Source organism: Pantoea sp. ACRSB, from assembly GCF_022346905.1.
GTDB classification, from domain to species: domain Bacteria; phylum Pseudomonadota; class Gammaproteobacteria; order Enterobacterales; family Enterobacteriaceae; genus Pantoea; species Pantoea piersonii.
In genome coordinates, this window is record NZ_JAKRNL010000001.1 from 436,919 (window position 1) to 454,113 (window position 17,195).

18 protein-coding genes and 1 pseudogene are annotated in these 17,195 nt (G+C 57.0%); 14 read left to right on the plus strand and 5 right to left on the minus strand.

Annotated features, from left to right (window positions below):
• Positions 1–205: 205 nt before the first annotated feature.
• The 5 genes from MHZ89_RS02150 to MHZ89_RS02170 all read left to right on the plus strand — a co-directional run bounded on the left by MHZ89_RS02150 (position 206) and on the right by MHZ89_RS02170 (position 4,566).
• Positions 206–682, plus strand: coding sequence for an OsmC family protein (locus MHZ89_RS02150; protein ID WP_311781669.1), 477 nt, complete (start codon positions 206–208; stop codon positions 680–682).
• Between the two features lie 123 nt (positions 683–805).
• Positions 806–1,402, plus strand: coding sequence for a DUF1349 domain-containing protein (locus tag MHZ89_RS02155; RefSeq protein ID WP_311781670.1), 597 nt, complete (start codon positions 806–808; stop codon positions 1,400–1,402).
• A gap of 129 nt (positions 1,403–1,531) precedes the next feature.
• Complete coding sequence (locus MHZ89_RS02160; protein WP_311781671.1) at positions 1,532–2,008, plus strand: GNAT family N-acetyltransferase; 477 nt, start codon at positions 1,532–1,534, stop codon at positions 2,006–2,008.
• 387 nt (positions 2,009–2,395) lie between these two features.
• The gene (locus tag MHZ89_RS02165; protein ID WP_311781672.1) at positions 2,396–4,312 is read left to right on the plus strand and encodes a methyl-accepting chemotaxis protein; all 1,917 of its coding nucleotides are present in this window, start codon (positions 2,396–2,398) and stop codon (positions 4,310–4,312) included.
• A gap of 68 nt (positions 4,313–4,380) precedes the next feature.
• Positions 4,381–4,566, plus strand: a complete 186-nt coding sequence (locus MHZ89_RS02170; RefSeq protein ID WP_311781673.1) for a hypothetical protein — start codon at positions 4,381–4,383, stop codon at positions 4,564–4,566.
• A gap of 70 nt (positions 4,567–4,636) precedes the next feature.
• On the opposite strand, the pseudogene MHZ89_RS02175 reads toward MHZ89_RS02170, so the two are convergent.
• Positions 4,637–4,843: pseudogene (locus MHZ89_RS02175) on the minus strand (GNAT family N-acetyltransferase); the annotation flags it as partial.
• Positions 4,844–4,965: 122 nt separating this feature from the next.
• Here MHZ89_RS02175 and MHZ89_RS02180 point away from each other — a divergent pair.
• The 5 genes from MHZ89_RS02180 to MHZ89_RS02200 all read left to right on the plus strand — a co-directional run bounded on the left by MHZ89_RS02180 (position 4,966) and on the right by MHZ89_RS02200 (position 6,856).
• Complete coding sequence (locus tag MHZ89_RS02180) at positions 4,966–5,235, plus strand: hypothetical protein (RefSeq protein WP_311781674.1); 270 nt, start codon at positions 4,966–4,968, stop codon at positions 5,233–5,235.
• 202 nt (positions 5,236–5,437) lie between these two features.
• Positions 5,438–5,602 carry a hypothetical protein gene (locus tag MHZ89_RS02185; RefSeq protein ID WP_311781675.1) on the plus strand — a complete coding sequence of 55 codons (165 nt, stop codon included), beginning with the start codon at positions 5,438–5,440 and terminating at the stop codon, positions 5,600–5,602.
• Between the two features lie 90 nt (positions 5,603–5,692).
• Complete coding sequence (locus MHZ89_RS02190) at positions 5,693–5,941, plus strand: glycine zipper domain-containing protein (RefSeq protein ID WP_311781676.1); 249 nt, start codon at positions 5,693–5,695, stop codon at positions 5,939–5,941.
• Positions 5,942–6,178: 237 nt separating this feature from the next.
• Positions 6,179–6,454 (plus strand): metal/formaldehyde-sensitive transcriptional repressor, encoded by a 276-nt coding sequence (locus MHZ89_RS02195; RefSeq protein ID WP_311781677.1) that lies wholly within the window; start codon positions 6,179–6,181, stop codon positions 6,452–6,454.
• A gap of 51 nt (positions 6,455–6,505) precedes the next feature.
• Positions 6,506–6,856 carry a DUF3147 family protein gene (locus tag MHZ89_RS02200; RefSeq protein WP_311781678.1) on the plus strand — a complete coding sequence of 117 codons (351 nt, stop codon included), beginning with the start codon at positions 6,506–6,508 and terminating at the stop codon, positions 6,854–6,856.
• A 7-nt stretch (positions 6,857–6,863) separates the two neighbouring features.
• Here MHZ89_RS02200 and MHZ89_RS02205 read toward each other — a convergent pair whose 3' ends face one another.
• Positions 6,864–8,144, minus strand: a complete 1,281-nt coding sequence (locus MHZ89_RS02205; RefSeq protein WP_311781679.1) for an MFS transporter — start codon at positions 8,142–8,144, stop codon at positions 6,864–6,866.
• 65 nt (positions 8,145–8,209) lie between these two features.
• The gene (locus MHZ89_RS02210; RefSeq protein WP_311781680.1) at positions 8,210–9,412 is read right to left on the minus strand and encodes an FAD-dependent oxidoreductase; all 1,203 of its coding nucleotides are present in this window, start codon (positions 9,410–9,412) and stop codon (positions 8,210–8,212) included.
• 151 nt (positions 9,413–9,563) lie between these two features.
• On the opposite strand from MHZ89_RS02210, the gene MHZ89_RS02215 reads away from it, so the two are divergent.
• A complete protein-coding gene (locus MHZ89_RS02215; protein WP_311781681.1) occupies positions 9,564–10,328 on the plus strand; it encodes an SDR family oxidoreductase in 765 nt (254 codons plus the stop codon).
• A 53-nt stretch (positions 10,329–10,381) separates the two neighbouring features.
• Positions 10,382–10,669, plus strand: a complete 288-nt coding sequence (locus MHZ89_RS02220; protein WP_271152062.1) for a hypothetical protein — start codon at positions 10,382–10,384, stop codon at positions 10,667–10,669.
• 16 nt (positions 10,670–10,685) lie between these two features.
• On the opposite strand, the gene MHZ89_RS02225 is transcribed toward MHZ89_RS02220, so the two are convergent.
• Entirely contained in the window at positions 10,686–10,943 is a 258-nt protein-coding gene (locus tag MHZ89_RS02225; RefSeq protein WP_120452157.1) for a hypothetical protein, read from the minus strand.
• A 97-nt stretch (positions 10,944–11,040) separates the two neighbouring features.
• Positions 11,041–12,495 carry a sugar porter family MFS transporter gene (locus tag MHZ89_RS02230; protein WP_311781682.1) on the minus strand — a complete coding sequence of 485 codons (1,455 nt, stop codon included), beginning with the start codon at positions 12,493–12,495 and terminating at the stop codon, positions 11,041–11,043.
• A gap of 368 nt (positions 12,496–12,863) precedes the next feature.
• Here MHZ89_RS02230 and treZ point away from each other — a divergent pair, with 368 nt between their 5' ends.
• Complete coding sequence (treZ, locus tag MHZ89_RS02235) at positions 12,864–14,651, plus strand: malto-oligosyltrehalose trehalohydrolase (RefSeq protein WP_311781683.1); 1,788 nt, start codon at positions 12,864–12,866, stop codon at positions 14,649–14,651.
• Positions 14,648–17,146 carry a malto-oligosyltrehalose synthase gene (treY, locus tag MHZ89_RS02240; protein ID WP_311781684.1) on the plus strand — a complete coding sequence of 833 codons (2,499 nt, stop codon included), beginning with the start codon at positions 14,648–14,650 and terminating at the stop codon, positions 17,144–17,146. The genes treZ and treY overlap by 4 nt, the downstream gene beginning before the upstream one ends.
• Positions 17,147–17,195: the final 49 nt, after the last annotated feature.

Here is a 17,195-nt window from a genome sequence, read left to right on the forward strand (position 1 = left end):
CTCTCAGTTAAATAGTATACCGTCACGCTATTAAGGCGGATTAACTGGTCACCGCATTACATTCATTTTTATTCAGAGGGAAGACAGGGGCCATCTGATGAGATGCCGATCACGCGCATATTTCAGCATATCAAGACGCTGACCTTACAGAGCGCCTGGAACTCTTTTTCACATATTATCTATGCAGAATGGGAGCAATAAATTTATGGAACACTGTTATTCCTCGCATATATCCTGGACGGGCAACCTGGGAACGGGCACGTCAGGCTACCGCTCCTATGCGCGAACCTGGGATATCTCAATAGCCGGTAAGGAAACAATACATTGCTCAAACGATCCGTTACTGGGAGGCGACCCGGGTAAAATGAATCCGGAAGATCTGCTGATATCCTCGCTTTCTGCCTGCCATATGTTGTGGTATTTGCATCTGGCATCAGACGCAGGCATTACCATAATGGGTTATGAAGACTTTCCGGTGGCGACAGGCGAGGTTTTAAAAAGTGGTGCTGGCCGCTTTATTTCAGCCACGCTTAGGCCAAAAATTACAGTATTACCCGGTACGGATATCGATGCTGCCACCGCTATCCATCATGAGATCCATAAAGTCTGTTTTATTGCCAGGTCAGTGAATTTCCCTGTCAGCTATGAACCTGAGTTTATTATCGGTAACAGAGCTGATTAACTCAGGGGATAGCAACACCTTCTTTTTGTCTCGTGCCAGCAGCAAACTGAAACCTGAAGAGAGTGGTGAATTAATTCAGGTAACCGGATGTTTAAATAACCAACCAGCAACGTGGAGAAGGCAATGATCGCAATTGATTCGCTGGAAGCAGAGGGTGGAGTCTGGATCAACCCGCCCGAGAAATTCTCTTTTGAGAAAGGCAAGCTGCGGTTCACAACGGAAGCCAATACGGATTTCTGGAAACAGACCTACTATGGCTTTCAGCGGCATACCGGTCATGCATTTGGTTTTTATACAGCGAGCGATTTTACCCTTCAGGTAAAAGTGATGGCTGATTTTTCACATCTTTATGATCAGGCGGGCATCTTCATTCTGGATGAAGCCGATCGCTGGGTGAAGGCAGGAATAGAATTTAATGACGACCAGCCAGCGGTAGGCTGTGTGGTTACGCGTGAAACATCTGACTGGTCAACCGGCCTTTTCCCCGGTAATCCACAAGAGTTCTGGATGCGCGCCACCCTGGAAAACGAAGCGCTAAGAATACAGTATTCTACAGACGGTCAAACCTGGCCGCTGCTGCGGCTCTGTTACTGGCCTCAGCATCAAAAACGTTTTGTGGGCGTGATGGCTTGTACCCCGGAAAGACAAGGGCTTGAAGTCACTTTCAGTGATTTTTCCCTGAGTAAACCCCGAGGCAAGCCGTTACACGATCTTACCTGAAAAAGAGTGGCGGATACTTATTTGCGCCTCCCTTACAGGAGGTCTTTATCCTGCTGCACCGCCAGGTATCAGATGCCAGCAAAAAGCGCTTTAGCATTTTTATACCCAAGGCAACCATAGAGGTTAAAGATGAAAATTAGACGTGCAATACCTGAAGAAGCAGAGGCGTGCTGGAACATTAGAAATCAGGCGATCAGACAGGGTTGCAAGAGTAGCTACGACCCAGCCGTCATTACCGCCTGGACGCCTGAAGCTATGCCCGAAAGTTTCAGAGAAGTTATTAAGAAAAATCTTTTCTTTATTGTTGAGGGGCCGGACGCCCGGCCCGTAGCAACCGGGTACCTTGATATGTCGTCAGGAAGCGTTGAGGCAATATTCACCTCGCCAGACCATGTGAGAAAAGGCTGCGCCGGCATGATTCTCAAAAAAATTAAAGATGAAGCTCGTCAACGTGGGTTTAACCGTTTGACCTTATCTTCAACGCCAGATGCAATAACCTTTTATGAAAAACAGGGGTTTAAATCCCTCAGAGAAAGCTTTTACTTCTCAAAACTGGCTAACGCAGAGCTGCGCTGCATGGAAATGGCTATCGACCTGTCATTCTGATAAATGAATGACTCACGGCGGCGATCTTCCGTCGTGGAATAATGTGAGCGGCTAAGGCAAGCTCTCTTACCTTCAACAGAAACAGCCGCTTCCCTTTTATTCTGTTATTCATTTCAACTTAAGAAGATGCCTGTTCATTCAGCCATGCGGCTGTAACGGTGTATATTCCTTGATTATCTTAGGGCTCAAATCATTCCCTGCTAAACAATCACAGCCGTTCACAATAGTTTAAGAACCTATGAACGTGATCTAAATCAATTAACCTGGACGTAAAAAAGAAATGTCGTAAAGAGTGCTAAAAAAGCCATTCCCTCCGCCGATATAAAAGGATAGCCAGAGCGAAAAACATTCAGACTCAGGACTTATTTACGAAAAAGGGCTATCTAAATGAAATTTATCAATATTTTTTCCAATCTTAAAATAGGCGGAAAATTAGTTCTGGGTTTCTCGCTGGTTATACTGGCTTCATTGATTATCTCTCTGCTCGCGCTGCGCTGTTTTTTAAACATTCAGGAAAACTCCGCTAAACGCGACATTACCGTTGAAATGCTGGACACGCTGGCCAAAGCCAGGCTCAATCGCACATTATTTCAGTACACCCGCGATAAAAAATTTATCATTATCAATGGCGAGGCGATGGGTCGGCTTTCACAATTGAAACAGAACCTGGAAAATTACGCCTGGTCCGCCGAGGGAGAGAATAAACTTTCTCAGATGGCCTCTTTACTCAATCAGTACAAGGAAAAGCGTCAGGCATTTCTGGAAAGCACTGATAAATCACTGCTCTCTTTAAATGAATTAAATTCAACAGGCTTACCGCTGTTAGCAGAACAGCTTGCCGCACAGGAATCTTCTGTGGCTGCGGGTTCAGCCGCGCCGCTTTTTTCACTCACGCTGAAGATCGATCAAACCGTTTTACAGATTCAGGACTTTTTAAAGGCACCGGACGATACGTCGCTGAGCAAAATCACGCAGCTTCAGGGTGAGACTACCCCTTTTATTTCGCAACTCAAGGCTGCTCCTGATGCGAAGCTTAGTGAATTACTAAATTCCACAGAGCAAAAAACAGCATCGCTTCCCGCTCTGTTAAAAAATTATATGCTGCTCGTTCGTGATGAAAAAAAGGCTTCGGATGAAATGACTCGCGCAGCGGAGACGCTGAACCGCTCTGTGAACGACTTATCACTATTCCAGACGCAGATGGGAGAAAAGTATATCCACACGGCGCTGTGGCAGATTGGCTTTACGACGATTGCCTGTATTGTGCTGAGCCTTCTGGTGGCGTGGAGAATGACCCGGAGCATCACTGTTCCGTTAAAAGAGACGCTTTTCTCTGCCCAGCGCATTGCTGAAGGGGATTTGACCTCGGAAATCACCAGCACACGTTCTGACGAACTGGGACAACTGATGTCCGCGGTTGGCGCGATGAACCTGAGCCTGCGCAACATTATTACCCGTGTGCGTGACGGCGTTAACAGCGTTGCCCGCGCCTCCTCTGAGATTGCCGCAGGGAATACTGATTTGTCCTCACGCACAGAACAGCAGTCTGCCGCCGTTGTTGAGACAGCAGCCAGCATGGAAGAACTGACATCAACCGTAAAACAGAACGCGGAGAATGCGCATCATGCCAGCCAGCTGGCAACGGAAGCGTCGCATAATGCCAGCCGTGGCGGCGAAATCATCCATGACGTTATTACCACCATGGGAGGGATCAGCCAGAGTGCCGGTAAAATTGGTGAGATCATCACGGTTATTAACGGTATTGCTTTCCAGACCAATATCCTGGCGCTTAACGCGGCGGTTGAAGCAGCGCGCGCTGGCGAGCAGGGTCGCGGCTTTGCTGTGGTAGCGGGTGAAGTAAGAAACCTGGCTCAGCGCAGTTCTGTAGCGGCTAAAGAAATCGAAGCGCTGATCCGCGAGTCTCTGGACCGGGTGAGTGACGGCACCACGCTGGTTAATCGTGCCGGCGACACAATGGGTGATATCGTCAAGTCCGTCTCCCAGGTGCGGGATATTATGGGTGAAATCGCTGCTGCCTCAGATGAGCAAAATCGCGGCATTAGCCAAATCTCTCTGGCCATGACAGAGATGGATACCACCACGCAGCAGAATGCCGCGCTGGTTGAGGAGTCCTCCGCTGCGGCCAGCAGCCTGGAAGAGCAGGCGCTGGAGCTGGAAAGAACGGTTTCTGTTTTCCGCGTACCCTCTTCCGGGCTGCTCACACCTAAAGTCCCGGTTCAGAAAAGCAGTAAAAATACGCCGGTGTTAGCCACCTCTTCTGGCGCTAACTGGGAAACCTTTTAACTTCTACTGACTTTTCAGATGCAGGCATCTATCAGGTGCCTGCTGTTTCAGCCGGTTAAGGGGGAAAGATGTCTGAAGAGCAAAAAGTCAGGGCGGCCCATATCATCATCGGTGAAGCATCTGAGGCGCTTTTTTATAGCGCTGATTCCATTACCCGCGCGAACCTGATCGATAAACTTAACGCCCTGCTGATAACGGAAGCGGGCAGGCTGCGAAAAGCAGCCATCATTAAGGCTATAGAGATACTTGGATAGCATCATTAATTCTTCGCGGCGCTAATTAGCGGGGAACATATCTGGCTGTACACACCTTTCTCGTTTGTTACTAACTCTGCTTAGCTGGAAGAAACTGATAACTGAGAATACAGGTTCGTCCTGCTTTCTCTGCTGATTTTACAGAAGGTAAATTTTGAGGGCTGATAGTTCCAGATAGCAAAGAGGTCGGCTGGCTATTCTGAAAGAGATAGCGGCACAACATGCGCTGTGCTCTGGACGCGAGAGAACGTCCGCGGAAAGCGGGCAGGATAATTTTGGCTTGTTGTAAATGCATGACAGGTAATAAGTTAGTCTGTGGGAAGACGCTCAGTAAAAATACAGGTAATTGAACAGATCAGGTGTATTGTCATATCACATCCCTACAGCATGGAGTATCAGATGCCTGATTACCATTTCTATAAAAAAGGTCAAAAAGTCGTTGCGCTGAAAAGTGCAGATGCTCCAGGCGCCGCTCTGTTGCTTAAACAGGGCTATGAAAAACAGCGTGAAGAGATCTGCGCAACGAATGAAAACCATGCGCTTACTCGTTTTATGGATATACGCAGAGAAAACCGAATTGATCAGCATAACTTTCTTGCGGGTGCCGGAACTATGCCCTTTATCGGCGTTATGACGGCAATCGCAGCATTTCTTTTACGTAAAAAATAGCCATTGCGCTGGCCCCCGTTACGCCAGCCTCAGGTTGAGCAGTTGCAAAAACACTGCCTGTTAAAGCGACCTCGCCGCAGTCTCTCTTCACCCTCTGTCCCCTGCTTTGCCGGCGCGCTGTGCATTTGCGTCGCCTCGTTTGCCCTCTCTCTTTTCGCCCGCTACGCTTTTAGCACCTGTTTTTTTAGCCGGGAGAGAGTGTATGAAACAGCTGGTAATGATTTTTTTGCTGGGGATCGGCGCAGTTGCCGTTACGGCCTGCGCGCCGCGTCCGCATGACGCGCCAGCGCCGCCACATGCGCCCAGCGGGCAGCAACCACCGGGCGCACCGGGCGACAGCGGCCCGGTCGGTCAGCCGCAATCCTGAGATGAAAAGCGTAACAAAAGCGTAAGCTTCCAGCATAACCGCCGGGCTTTGCTACGCTTTTAGTGAAAGCCAACCCAAAGGAGACGAACTATGTCAGGAAAAATCGAAGATACCGTAAAAGAAGTTGCCGGTGCCGCTGAGCAGCAATGGGGCGAAGCCACCGATTCTCCGCGTCATCGCGTTCGCGGCGCAGCGCGCCGTTATTCCAACCAGGCGACCTATGCTGCACGCGATGCAGCTGACACCATTAAAGACCAGGTTCAGTCCAATCCGTTTGCCGGTCTGGCGGTGGCTGCTGGCGTCGGCGTCTTTATCGGCTTCCTGCTGGGCCGTAAATAACCCCGCGCGCCTCCTCGCATAACGTGAGGAGGTCGGGAAGGGGCGTCTGTCCCTTCCCGCCAGGCCAGCCTATTCTCCTGCCGCGACATGCCTCTACCCTGCCCTTACGCAGCCCAGCCTGTTGATTCTTACCCTTACCTTTCGCCCCTTTTTCAGTTGCCAGCAGTTCGCACAGGCTTTATTATCATGCGCCACATACTATACCCCAGTATAGATAACAGCTTTCAGGAGATCCCAATGGCGCATATCTTAAAAAACAAAAAGAGTCTGCTGACCCGCGTCCGCCGCATTAAAGGCCAGGCCGCCTCGCTGGAGACTGCTCTGGAATCAGGTGAAGAGTGCCTGAAGGTGTTGCAGCAGGTCGCGGCGGTGCGCGGTGCCATTAATGGCCTGATGAGCGAACTGCTGGAAGGCCATATCCGCGAACACCTGATGAATGAAGAGGCCACCCCGCAGGAGCGGAGCGAGGATCTGGAAGAGATCGTGGCGGTTATTCGTTCTTATCTGAAATAGGCAATCCGCTACGCTGCCTGCCGGTTTAATCATCACTAACGGAAAAAAACAATGCTCTGGCTTATCTCAAAATATGCAATAACCGCTTTTATGGTGATGCTGATATCCGAAACGGCGAAGCGCAGCGATCGCCTGGGCGGTTTGATGGCCGCCCTGCCGCTGGTCACCGTACTGGTGCTGATCTGGATGAAGCTGGAGGGACAGGCGCAGGAGAAGATTGCCGCCCACGCCTGGTACACCTTCTGGTATGTGGTGCCGACGCTGCCGATGTTTATTCTGTTTCCATTTCTCTACCAGCGCACCGGCTTCTGGCCTACGCTGGGCATATCCTGCGTCATCACCGTGGCGCTCTTCGCCCTGTGGGCACTGCTGCTAAAACGCTTTGGCATTGTGTTGATGTAGGCGCAGCCTACAGCCGTTGCTGATGGTCGGTTTTATTCAGCGTCATCAGCGCCGGAATGCTGACCAGCGCCGTCGCCATTACATACCATGCCGGAATATCCAGATTGCCGGTCTGCTTCATCAGCCCGGTGATAATCAGACCTGCGCAGCCTGAAAAGATCGCGTTGGACAGCGAGTAAGCAAGCCCAAGCCCGGTGTAGCGCACATGCGTAGGAAACATCTCCGCCAGCATCGCCGGGCCAGGCCCCGCCAGCATTCCAACGATGCCGCCAGCGATAAAGACCACCAGCGCGCTGAGCGCTGTCGAGGTTGTCTCATCCTGCAGCAGCTTTAACAGCGGAAAGGCGAGCAGCATCAGCAGCACGCTGGCCGCGACCATTACGCGCCGCCGCCCGATTTTATCGCTGAGCCACCCGGCTGGCAGAATGGTTGCCGCAAAGCCCAGGTTCGATATGACCGCGCTCAGCAGCGCCTGGTTAAAGCCGGTATGCAGCGCAGACTGCAGATAGCTGGGCATAATCACCAGCCAGGTATAGCCCGCCGCTGACCAGAGCATGACACGCGCTATCGCCAGCAAAATAATTTTCAGCGTCTGCGCAGCGCTCGCCTGCGGCCGCGGCTGCTGATGCTGCCGAATAAAGCTCGGCGTCTCCTCCATGCTCAGCCGCAGCCACAGCGCAATCAGCCCGAGCGGCAGCGCCAGCAGAAAAGGCACCCGCCAGCCCCACGCCAGCATCGCATCGCTGCTCAGCAGCCCGGAAAGCAGCGCCACTACGCCCGCGCCCGCCAGCAGCCCCAGCGCGACGGTAAAGGATTGCCATGCGCCGTAAAGCCCGCGTTTGCCCGGCGGCGCAAACTCGGTCATCAGCGACACCGCGCCGCCATACTCGCCGCCCGCGAACAGCCCCTGCAGGATACGCAGCCCGGTCAGGATCAGCGGCGCGGCGATGCCCAGCGCAGCGCTGGTCGGCACCAGACCCGTCAGCGTGGTCGCCAGCGTCATCAACAACAGCACCGCGATCAGCGTCGGTTTGCGGCCGATACGGTCGCCGATGCGGCCAAAGATAACGGCGCCAAGCGGGCGAAAAAAGAAGGCGATGGCGAATGAGGCGTAAGTCAGGATCAGACTGCTGAGCGCCGAGGCCCCCTGCAGCTGAAAAAAGTTCTGCGCGATCAGCGTGGCGAGAAAGCCATACACAGCGAACTCATACCATTCAATAAAGTTGCCGACCGAACCAGCAATCAACGCGCGTCGCTGACGCTGCGCCAGCAGTTGAGGATTTTCCACAGGCGTATCCTTAGTGACGGGCCGCTCAATGGGGTCAAGTATAGGGTTTCGTCGCGCGTTCGGCCTCAACGCGCGATAAAGCGGCGCGGTTTTTCCATGCGGAACCCCATGCCCAGCAGACGACCAAAGACAAAGCGCAGGAACGGCCATTTCCGCAGGACACCCGGCATCGGGTTTTTAGCGCCCGCGTTCGGCCGGTTACGGCTCATTTTGATTTGCAGAAACTGGGTGGCGACGGTCGGAAACTGGCGTCGCTTTTGCACCCGCGCCAGATCGCGCAGCCTTACCTTACCGCGCTGTAGCGGCTGCGTAAGATAGTTGGCGGCCGCTACCGCATCCTGGATCGCCAGATTAACGCCTACCCCGCCGATGGGCGACATAGCGTGCGCCGCATCGCCAATGCAGAGCAGGCCAGGCTTCATCCACCTGTCCAGCCGGTCAATGCGAATCGACAGCAGCCGAATCTGCGACCAGTCGTCAATCGTCTCCAGACGCGCGGCGCTGAAGGGCGCCACTGCGGCGATGCGCTGCTTCAGCGCCGCCAGCCCGTCGCGCTGCAGCGCCTCAAACTCCCCTTTCTGGATGGTAAAGCCGCACTGCCAGTAATCGCCGCGATCGATAACGATAAAGTTATTGCGTGGCCCGGCATGGCCGGTGCCCAGCGTCGGATCCTCCGGCTGCTTATCCAGCCGGAACCAGATAACGTCGCGCGGCGTGCCGAATGACCGGCTCGCCAGCCCCGCTTTCTCTCTGACCGCCGAATGCCGCCCGTCCGCGCCAATCACCAGCTGCGCGCGAATGGTAAGCGGCTGCCCGTCGTGCAACGCCGTCACGCCGCACACCCGGCCCTGCTCTACAATCAGATCGCTGAGCGCCGTCGAGGATAACAGCCTGAAGCCGGGGAAAGCCGCGCTTTCGCTGGCAAGGAAGTTAAGGAAATCCCACTGCGGCATAAAGGCGATAAAGCGGCAGCGCAACGGCAGACGCGAAAAGTCCGCCATCGTCACCTCTTCGCCGCCCATCTCCGCCTGCAGCTTTTCGGCGCGCTGATGCGGCAGCGCCAGCAGCTTATCTAGCAGGCCAAGGTGGTGCATCACCTCCAGCGTGGAGGGGTGAATGGTGTCGCCGCGAAAGTCGCGCAGGAAATCGGCGTGTTTTTCCAGCACGACCACCTGCAGGCCCGCGCGCGCCAGCAGGTATCCGGTCATCAGGCCCGCCGGGCCGCCGCCAACGATGCAGCAGTCAGCGGAAAGCGTCTGTGATGGCATGGTATCTCCTCGGTTATCGCCTGACAGTGTAGGCCAGCTGTCATTGATAAAGTACAGACTTATTGCAGGGATATTGCCGTCTGGCTTGAACGATCCCGTCTGGCTGCCAGGCTTAAAGGTAATGTTAATCACCCCACCGTAAGGAGAGAACATGTCGAGATTTACAGGAAAAGTCGTCGTTGTCACCGGAGCAGGATCGGGTATTGGTCAGGCTACGGCGAAACAGTTTTCCAGTGAAGGCGCCGCTGTGGTGCTGGTCGGCAGAACCCGGGAAAAGCTGGAGAAGACGCTGGCGATGCTGACGGCGGGCGATCATCTGGTAGCGCCGTGTGACGTCGCCGAGGTTGATCAGGTTAAGGCGTTGCGCGATCGCGTGGCAGAGAAGTACGGGCGCGTCGACGTGCTGGTCAACAACGCAGGCAGCGTGGTGCAGGGGCGCATTCATGAGGTGCAGCCAGACGACTGGCATAAGCTGATGAAGGTCGATCTGGACGGCGTTTACTACTGCATCCACCACTTTATGCCCGACCTGCTTAAAACTAAGGGCAACGTAGTAAATATCTCGTCGGTTTCCGGCCTCGGCGGCGACTGGGGGATGAGCGTCTATAATGCGGCTAAAGGCGCGGTGACGAACTTTACCCGCTCGCTGGCGATGGATTACGGCGCCGACGGCGTGCGCGTCAACGCCATCTGCCCCGGCTTCACCTTTACCGATCTCACTGAAGATATGAAAAATGATGAGGCGCTGCTGGAGCGCTTTTACGACCGCATCGCGCTGCGTCGCGCTGGCGAGCCGGAAGATATCGCCAGCGCGGTGCTGTTTATCGCCAGCGACGAGGCGCGCTATATCACGGGCGTCAATCTGCCGGTGGACGGCGGCATCACCGCCTCTAACGGGCAGCCGAAACAGGCATAACGCGCCACAGACGGCATCGCGCTGTGCGATGCCGCTTACGCACAGGAGAGACTATGAACCAGGATTATCTGATTTTCGGCGCGGGCTATCACGGCGAAGTGAAAAGCTTTGAAGCCGGCCAGGTTGAAGTAGAGGTAGAGATTAAGGCGCCGGAAGAGACGGAGAGCAGCACCTCGCCGGAGCGTGAGGAGCTACAGCAATATGTGCTGCCCGTCACGGTGATTGCGGTGGACGGCAAGCGCTATAACGTGGCGACGGAAGGCCACCCCAGCGAAGATGAAGTCAAAGAGGCGGTTAACCGCTGGCATCCGCAGCCGATCCAGGCCGACGAACTGCTGTAACCTGCTGAGGCGCGGCTCAGACGCCCGCCTCGGCCTTTTGCATCTCCACCAGCACCAGCGGACACTTCTTCACTTTACAGGCGTGGCTATAGGCCAGCGCACACACAGAACAGAGATCCCCTTCCGACTCATATTCATATTCAGTGAAATAACGTACGCCAGCACGCTGTGACTGCGCGGCGCGGAATGACGCTTCAGCCAGAATCATATCCAGCTCCCGGAAGGTCAGCGCGGAGGGATTATGAAATCCCACTTTGATTCGATAAGTAGTCATGCTGCGATTATTCCCGGACACCACGCTGACCACCAGACGGTTATAGTATTTGGTGCAATAGCTGCGGATTATCAGCGTGATAATCCGCAGCCTGGACTCAGGCCGCGTCGCTCGCAGCCACTTTATCCGCTTCGCCGAAGCGCTCGCGCATCAGCGTTTCGATCTGCTCCAGCGATTTGCCGCGCGTTTCCGGTAGCATGAAAGCGACAAACACCAGCGATGCTACGTTAATCACCGCAAAGATAAAGAAGGTGTTGTTGCCTGCCAGCGCCAGCAGCGGCGGAAAGGCGAAAGCGACTGCCGCGTTGCAAATCCACTGGAAAGAGACGGCGGCACCGGTCAGCACGCCGCGCACCTTCATCGGGAACAGCTCCGACATCAGTAGCCAGTAGACCGGCGAAATGCACATCTGCATAAAGAAGAGGAACAGCATAATGCAGCCGAGCGCCAGCAGGCTCTGCGTCATATTCTGCGGCATAAAGACCAGCACCGACCCCAGCGCCAGCTGCGCGACAATAACCACGCAAAGCCCGGTAATCAGCATCGGACGGCGGCCAAAGCGCCCTACCGCACGAATACCCGCCATCACCGCCAGCACAGAGACCACGCCATTGCCGATAGTAGCGGCAATAGAGGCGCTGGTGCCCATACCGGTGGTTTTCAGAATAATCGGTGTGTAATACATAAAGGCGTTAACGCCGGTGAACTGGATAACGATACCCATGCCAGCTCCCAGCAGCAGCAGCCGGACCACCCATTTCTCACGCAGCAGCGCCCCGGCCGACGGGCCGCGCTCCGCTTCCCGCGCCTGCTTGCGCATCGCCGCCATCTCTTTGCGCACCTCGCGCGGCGTCTCGCGCAGCTTCTTCATCACGCGCATCGCCTCTTTAATACGTCCCTCCGCCACCAGCCAGTGGGGCGACGCCGGTACGAAGAACGTGCCGATAAACAGCAGCGCGCCGGGGATCATCGCCAGCGCCAGCATATAGCGCCACATTTTCGGGTCGTGCAGCAGGTAGCTCATCAGGGCGCTGACCACGTAGGCGAGCAGCTGACCAGAAACGATCATCAGCTCGTTGCGGCTCACCAGCGGCGCGCGATGGCGCGGCCCGGCGATTTCAGCAATAAAGACCGGTACGGTAGACGAGCCGCCGCCCACCGCGATACCCAGCAGCAGACGCATGGCGACCATCACCTCGACGTCAGGCGCGACGGCGGTGCCGATAGCGCCAGCGACGAAGAGCAGCGCCAGGCTACGCAGGGTTATGCGGCGGCCGAAGCGATCCGAGACATAGCCGCTGAGGAAGGCGCCGACCGCGGCGCCGAAGATCAGCGACGAGGTCACCAGCCCCTCGGTGAAGGGGGTTAAGTCCAGTCCGCCCTGCGCAGGGGGCAGCGTCATATAAGGCAGCGCACCGGAAATAATGCCGGTGTCATAGCCAAAGGCGAGCGCGCCCATGGTCGCTACCAGCACAACGAAAAAGAGCCGCTGGCGAACGGTATCAGCCGAAGGCGCTCCACTGTCGTTTGATTCAGTTTTATTCTGCTCCACACTCACCCCATAAGTATCAACACCCTGAATTAGCTCATAATTTCACCAACCCAGGCAAGAGTAACAAGTATAGATGCACATTCTGATTTGTGATGGTCATCACCTGATTTTCCCGCCATTCAGCGTCAGACCTGTCACCGCGCCGCGTACGCCGCTCCGGCAACTCTTCCAGCGTGGACTATGATTGATTTTCGTATGGCGTAGTAGAGAGCCGGTTGCGGCATCCCCGCATCGCGGCGCGGCAGATAAGCCCTCTCCGCCAGCGGCGTTTCATATACGTTTCCGTCTTACCTTTGCAATCTGCATCGCCAGCCCTGAGCCGCGCGGTGTGGTTTAACGATCACATTTGATTCAGACGAGGTTATTGAATGGAGTCAGCATCATTTACCAAAAGCTGGGGCGCTGAATATGTCGCCAACGATACCGTTCGCTTTCGTCTCTGGGCGCCTGGCCAGCAGAGCGTCAGCCTGCGGCTTGCCGGTCAGGATACGCAGATGAGTCCCGCTGAGGATGGCTGGTTCGAACTGCTGTCAACCGGTGTCGCCCCCGGCAGCGAATATAATTTTGTGCTGGCTGACGGCACAGTCGTACCGGACCCCGCCTCGCGCGCGCAAAAAGATGAGGTTAACGGCCCCTCGCTGGTGGTCGATCCCGCGCACTATGCCTGGCAGCAGCAGGACTGGAAAGGCCGCGCCTGGGAAGAGAGCGTGGTCTATGAACTGCATATCGGCACCTTTACCCCGGAAGGCACTTTCCAGGCGGCGATTGAAAAGCTGCCTTACCTGGCGGAGCTTGGTATTACTATGCTTGAGGTTCTGCCGGTCTCGCAGTTCGGCGGCAACCGCGGCTGGGGCTACGACGGCGTGCTGCTCTATGCGCCGCACGCCGCCTACGGCACGCCTGATGACTTCAAAGCCTTTATCGACGCCGCACACGGCCATGGGCTCTCGGTGGTGCTGGATATCGTGCTGAACCACTTTGGCCCGGAGGGCAACTACCTGCCGCTGCTGGCGCCGGACTTTTTCCATAAGGAGCGCGCCACGCCCTGGGGCGCAGGCATCGCCTATGATGTCGACGCCGCGCGCCGCTATATCGTCGAAGCCCCGCTCTACTGGCTGCAGGAGTATCGCCTCGACGGGCTGCGCTTCGACGCTATCGATCAGATCGAAGACACGTCGGAGAAACATGCGCTGATCGAGATCGCCGAACGCATCCGCGCGGAGATCCCCGACCGGCCGATCCATCTCACGACGGAAGACAGCCGCAACGTGATTTTCCTGCATCCGCGCGACGCGCAGGGCAACACGCCGCTTTTCAGCGGCGAGTGGAACGATGATTTCCACAACGCCGTTCACGTCTTCGCCACCGGCGAAACCCACGCCTATTACCAGGATTTCACGCCGCACCCGGAAAAATATGTCGCCCGCGTGCTGGCGGAAGGCTTTGCCTATCAGGGCGAAGTCTCGCCCCACAGCGGCGAGGCGCGCGGCGTTGACAGCCGCGGCCAGCCGCCTGCAGCTTTTGTCGATTTTATCCAGAACCACGATCAGGTGGGCAACCGCGCGCTGGGCGAAAGGCTGATCACCCTTATCGGCGCGGAGCGCAATAAGGTGCTGCTCGCCACGCTGCTGCTCTCGCCGCATATTCCGCTGCTGTTTATGGGCGAAGAGTATGGCGAAACTCACCCTTTCCTCTTCTTTACCGATTTCCACGGCGATCTGGCTAAAGCGGTGCGTGAAGGGCGCGCGAAAGAGTTTGCCGGTCACGCCGGGCATGAAGGCGAAAGCGTGCCGGATCCCAACGCTGAAGAGACCTTTACCCGTTCGAAGCTCGACTGGGGCAAGCCGCAGAGCGAAGAGGGTAAAGCCTGGGTGGCGCTGTCGCGTCGTCTGCTGGCGCTGCGTCAGCAGCATATCGTGCCGCTGCTCGCCTCAGCGGGCGGTCATACTGGCCGCGTGGAGCGCACCGCGGAGGGCTTTATCCAGGTCAGCTGGCGCTTCCCCGCCGGCACGCTGTCGCTGGCGCTGAATATCAGCGAGACGCCGCAGCCGCTGCCTGAACAGCCGGGAGAGACGATTTTCGCCTGGCCGGAGAACAGCCGCGATCTGCCGCAAAACGCGATCGTTGTGCGCCTGGCTAAAGGAGACGCCAAATGAGTATTCCAGCCTCAACCTACCGTATTCAGTTTCGCAACGGCATGACCTTCGACCGCGCGGCGGCGCTGGTGCCCTATATTAAACGGCTCGGCATCACCCATCTCTACGCTTCGCCGATCTTTACCGCCACCAGCGGCTCTACTCACGGCTACGACGTAACTGACGCCAACGAGATCGATCCGGCTATTGGCGGCCGCGCCGGTTTCGACCGGCTGGTCGGGACGCTGAAGCAGGCGGGACTGGAGCTGATTATCGATATCGTGCCGAACCATATGGCCGCCTCGCTGGAGAACGCCTGGTGGCGCGACGTGATAGAACACGGCGAGCAGAGCCGCTACGCGCGCTACTTCGATATCGACTGGACGCGCCGCCTGACGCTGCCCTTCCTCGGCGATACCTTTGAGGCGGCGCTGGAAAAGGGCGAAATCGCGATAAAGGCCGATCCAACCAGCGGCAAACCAGCGATCGCCTATTACGAAAGCTTTTATCCGCTGTCGCCAGAGAGCTGGCAGGGACAGGAGGCTGAAGTGCTGGCGCTGACCGATAAGGCGCAAATTGCGGCGCTGCACGACCGCCAGCCCTACCGGCTGATGTCGTGGCGCGACGCGCCGAGCGACCTCTCCTATCGCCGCTTTTTTGAAATTACCGGCCTGGCAGGCGTGCGGGTCGAAGATCCGGTCGTCTTTAACGACAGTCACAGGCTGATCCTGGAGCTGGTGCATTCGGGCGCGGTCAGCGGGCTGCGCGTGGATCACGTCGACGGCCTGGCCGATCCAAAAGGTTATCTGGAGCAGCTGCGCCAGCATGCCGGGCCGGAGTGCTACATCACGGTGGAGAAAATTCTCGGCGAAGGCGAGCAGCTTCCGGCCGACTGGCCGGTTTCCGGCACCACCGGCTATGAATTTATCGCTTCGCTCTCCGATGCGCTGGTAGATGGCCGTCGGATTGCCGCGCTGCGCCAGGCCTACGACCAGACGGTCGGCCAGCCGGTGGATATGCGCGCCGAACTGCGCGCCGCCAAGCTGCTGATGGCAGACAAGAATTTCGCAGGCGAATTCACCACCCTGCTGAAGCTGGCTGGCGCGATGGCCAGCGCGTCAGAGGCGACGCTGGCGGAGAGCGATCTGCGCGCCGCGCTGCGCGAACTGCTGGTCGCCTTTCCGGTCTATCGCAGCTACGGCACGCCGGCAGGTATGCCGCCGGAAGGCGCGGCGCTGCTGCAGCGCGTGGCAGAAACGGTGCGCCGCGAAGCGCCCCGCCTCCAGCCCGCGGCGCTCGACTTTCTGCTGCGCATTATGAATGGCGAACTTGACGCCTCCCTCGCCCACGACGCCGCCACCTTCCGCACCCGCTTCCAGCAGCTGACCGGCCCGCTGATGGCGAAATCGGTCGAGGATACGCTCTTTTTCCGCCAGCATATGGCGCTGGCGCTGAATGAGGTCGGCGCAGAGCCGCTGCCGCGCCCCTTTTCGCTGGCGCGCTTTCACGACGAGATGCAGATCCGCCGCGAACGTCAGCCGGACGGCCTGACCGGCACCTCGACGCACGACACCAAGCGCGGCGAAGATGCACGCGCGCGCCTTTACACCCTGTCAGAGGCGCCGCAGCGCTGGGCGGAGCATGTCGCCCGCTGGCAGCAGATGAACCGTGACGCGGTGGTCGCGCTTGACGACGGCCCTGCGCCGGAACCGGCAGTAGAGTGGATGCTGTATCAGGCGCTGGCGGGCGTCTGGCCCGCATCCGGCACGCCCGATGCCGCTCAGCTTGCGGCTATCGAACCGCGCTTTATCGGCTTTGTCGAAAAAGCGCTGCGCGAAGCGAAGCTGCGCACAAACTGGGCCGACGGCAATGAGGCCTATGAAACGGCGGTGCTCGACTACGCGCGCCGTCTGCTTTCACCTGCTAACACCCTCTTTTTAGCGGACTTCAGTCAGACGCTGGTGCCTTTTATCGCCGCGGGCCTTATCAATTCGCTCAGCCAGACGGTGATTAAGCTTACCGCGCCTGGCGTGCCCGATATCTACCAGGGCAGCGAAGCGCTGAACTTCAGCCTGGTCGATCCCGACAACCGTCTTGAGCCAGATTTCGACGCGCTGCAGCAGATGCTGGGGGAAAGCGGCGATTTCTCCGCGCCGGAAGGCTGGCAAAGCGGCCAGCTCAAGCAGCAGGTAATCGCCACGCTGCTGCCGCTGCGCCAGCAGCAGCACGCGCTGTTCCGCCATGGCGACTATCTGCCGCTGGTGGTCAACGGCACTGAAGCCTCGCATGCGGTCGCCTTCGCCCGCGCGGATGCGCAGAACGCGCTGATTGTGGTGGTGCCGCGCCTCGCTTTTACTCGCCCGCGCTACAGCGAGGCGACCTTCATTACCCTGAAGGAGCCGCTGGCGCAGCGTCGTTACCGCAATATTTTTACCGGAGAAGTGTGTGACCTGACCGATCGGCTAAGCCTGGTCGCGCTCAACAGCGGCGCGCCGCTGGTGCTGATCAGCGTCTGACAGGCGGGAGAGAAATATGTCATTTATCGCGCTTTTTGTGGATAGCGTC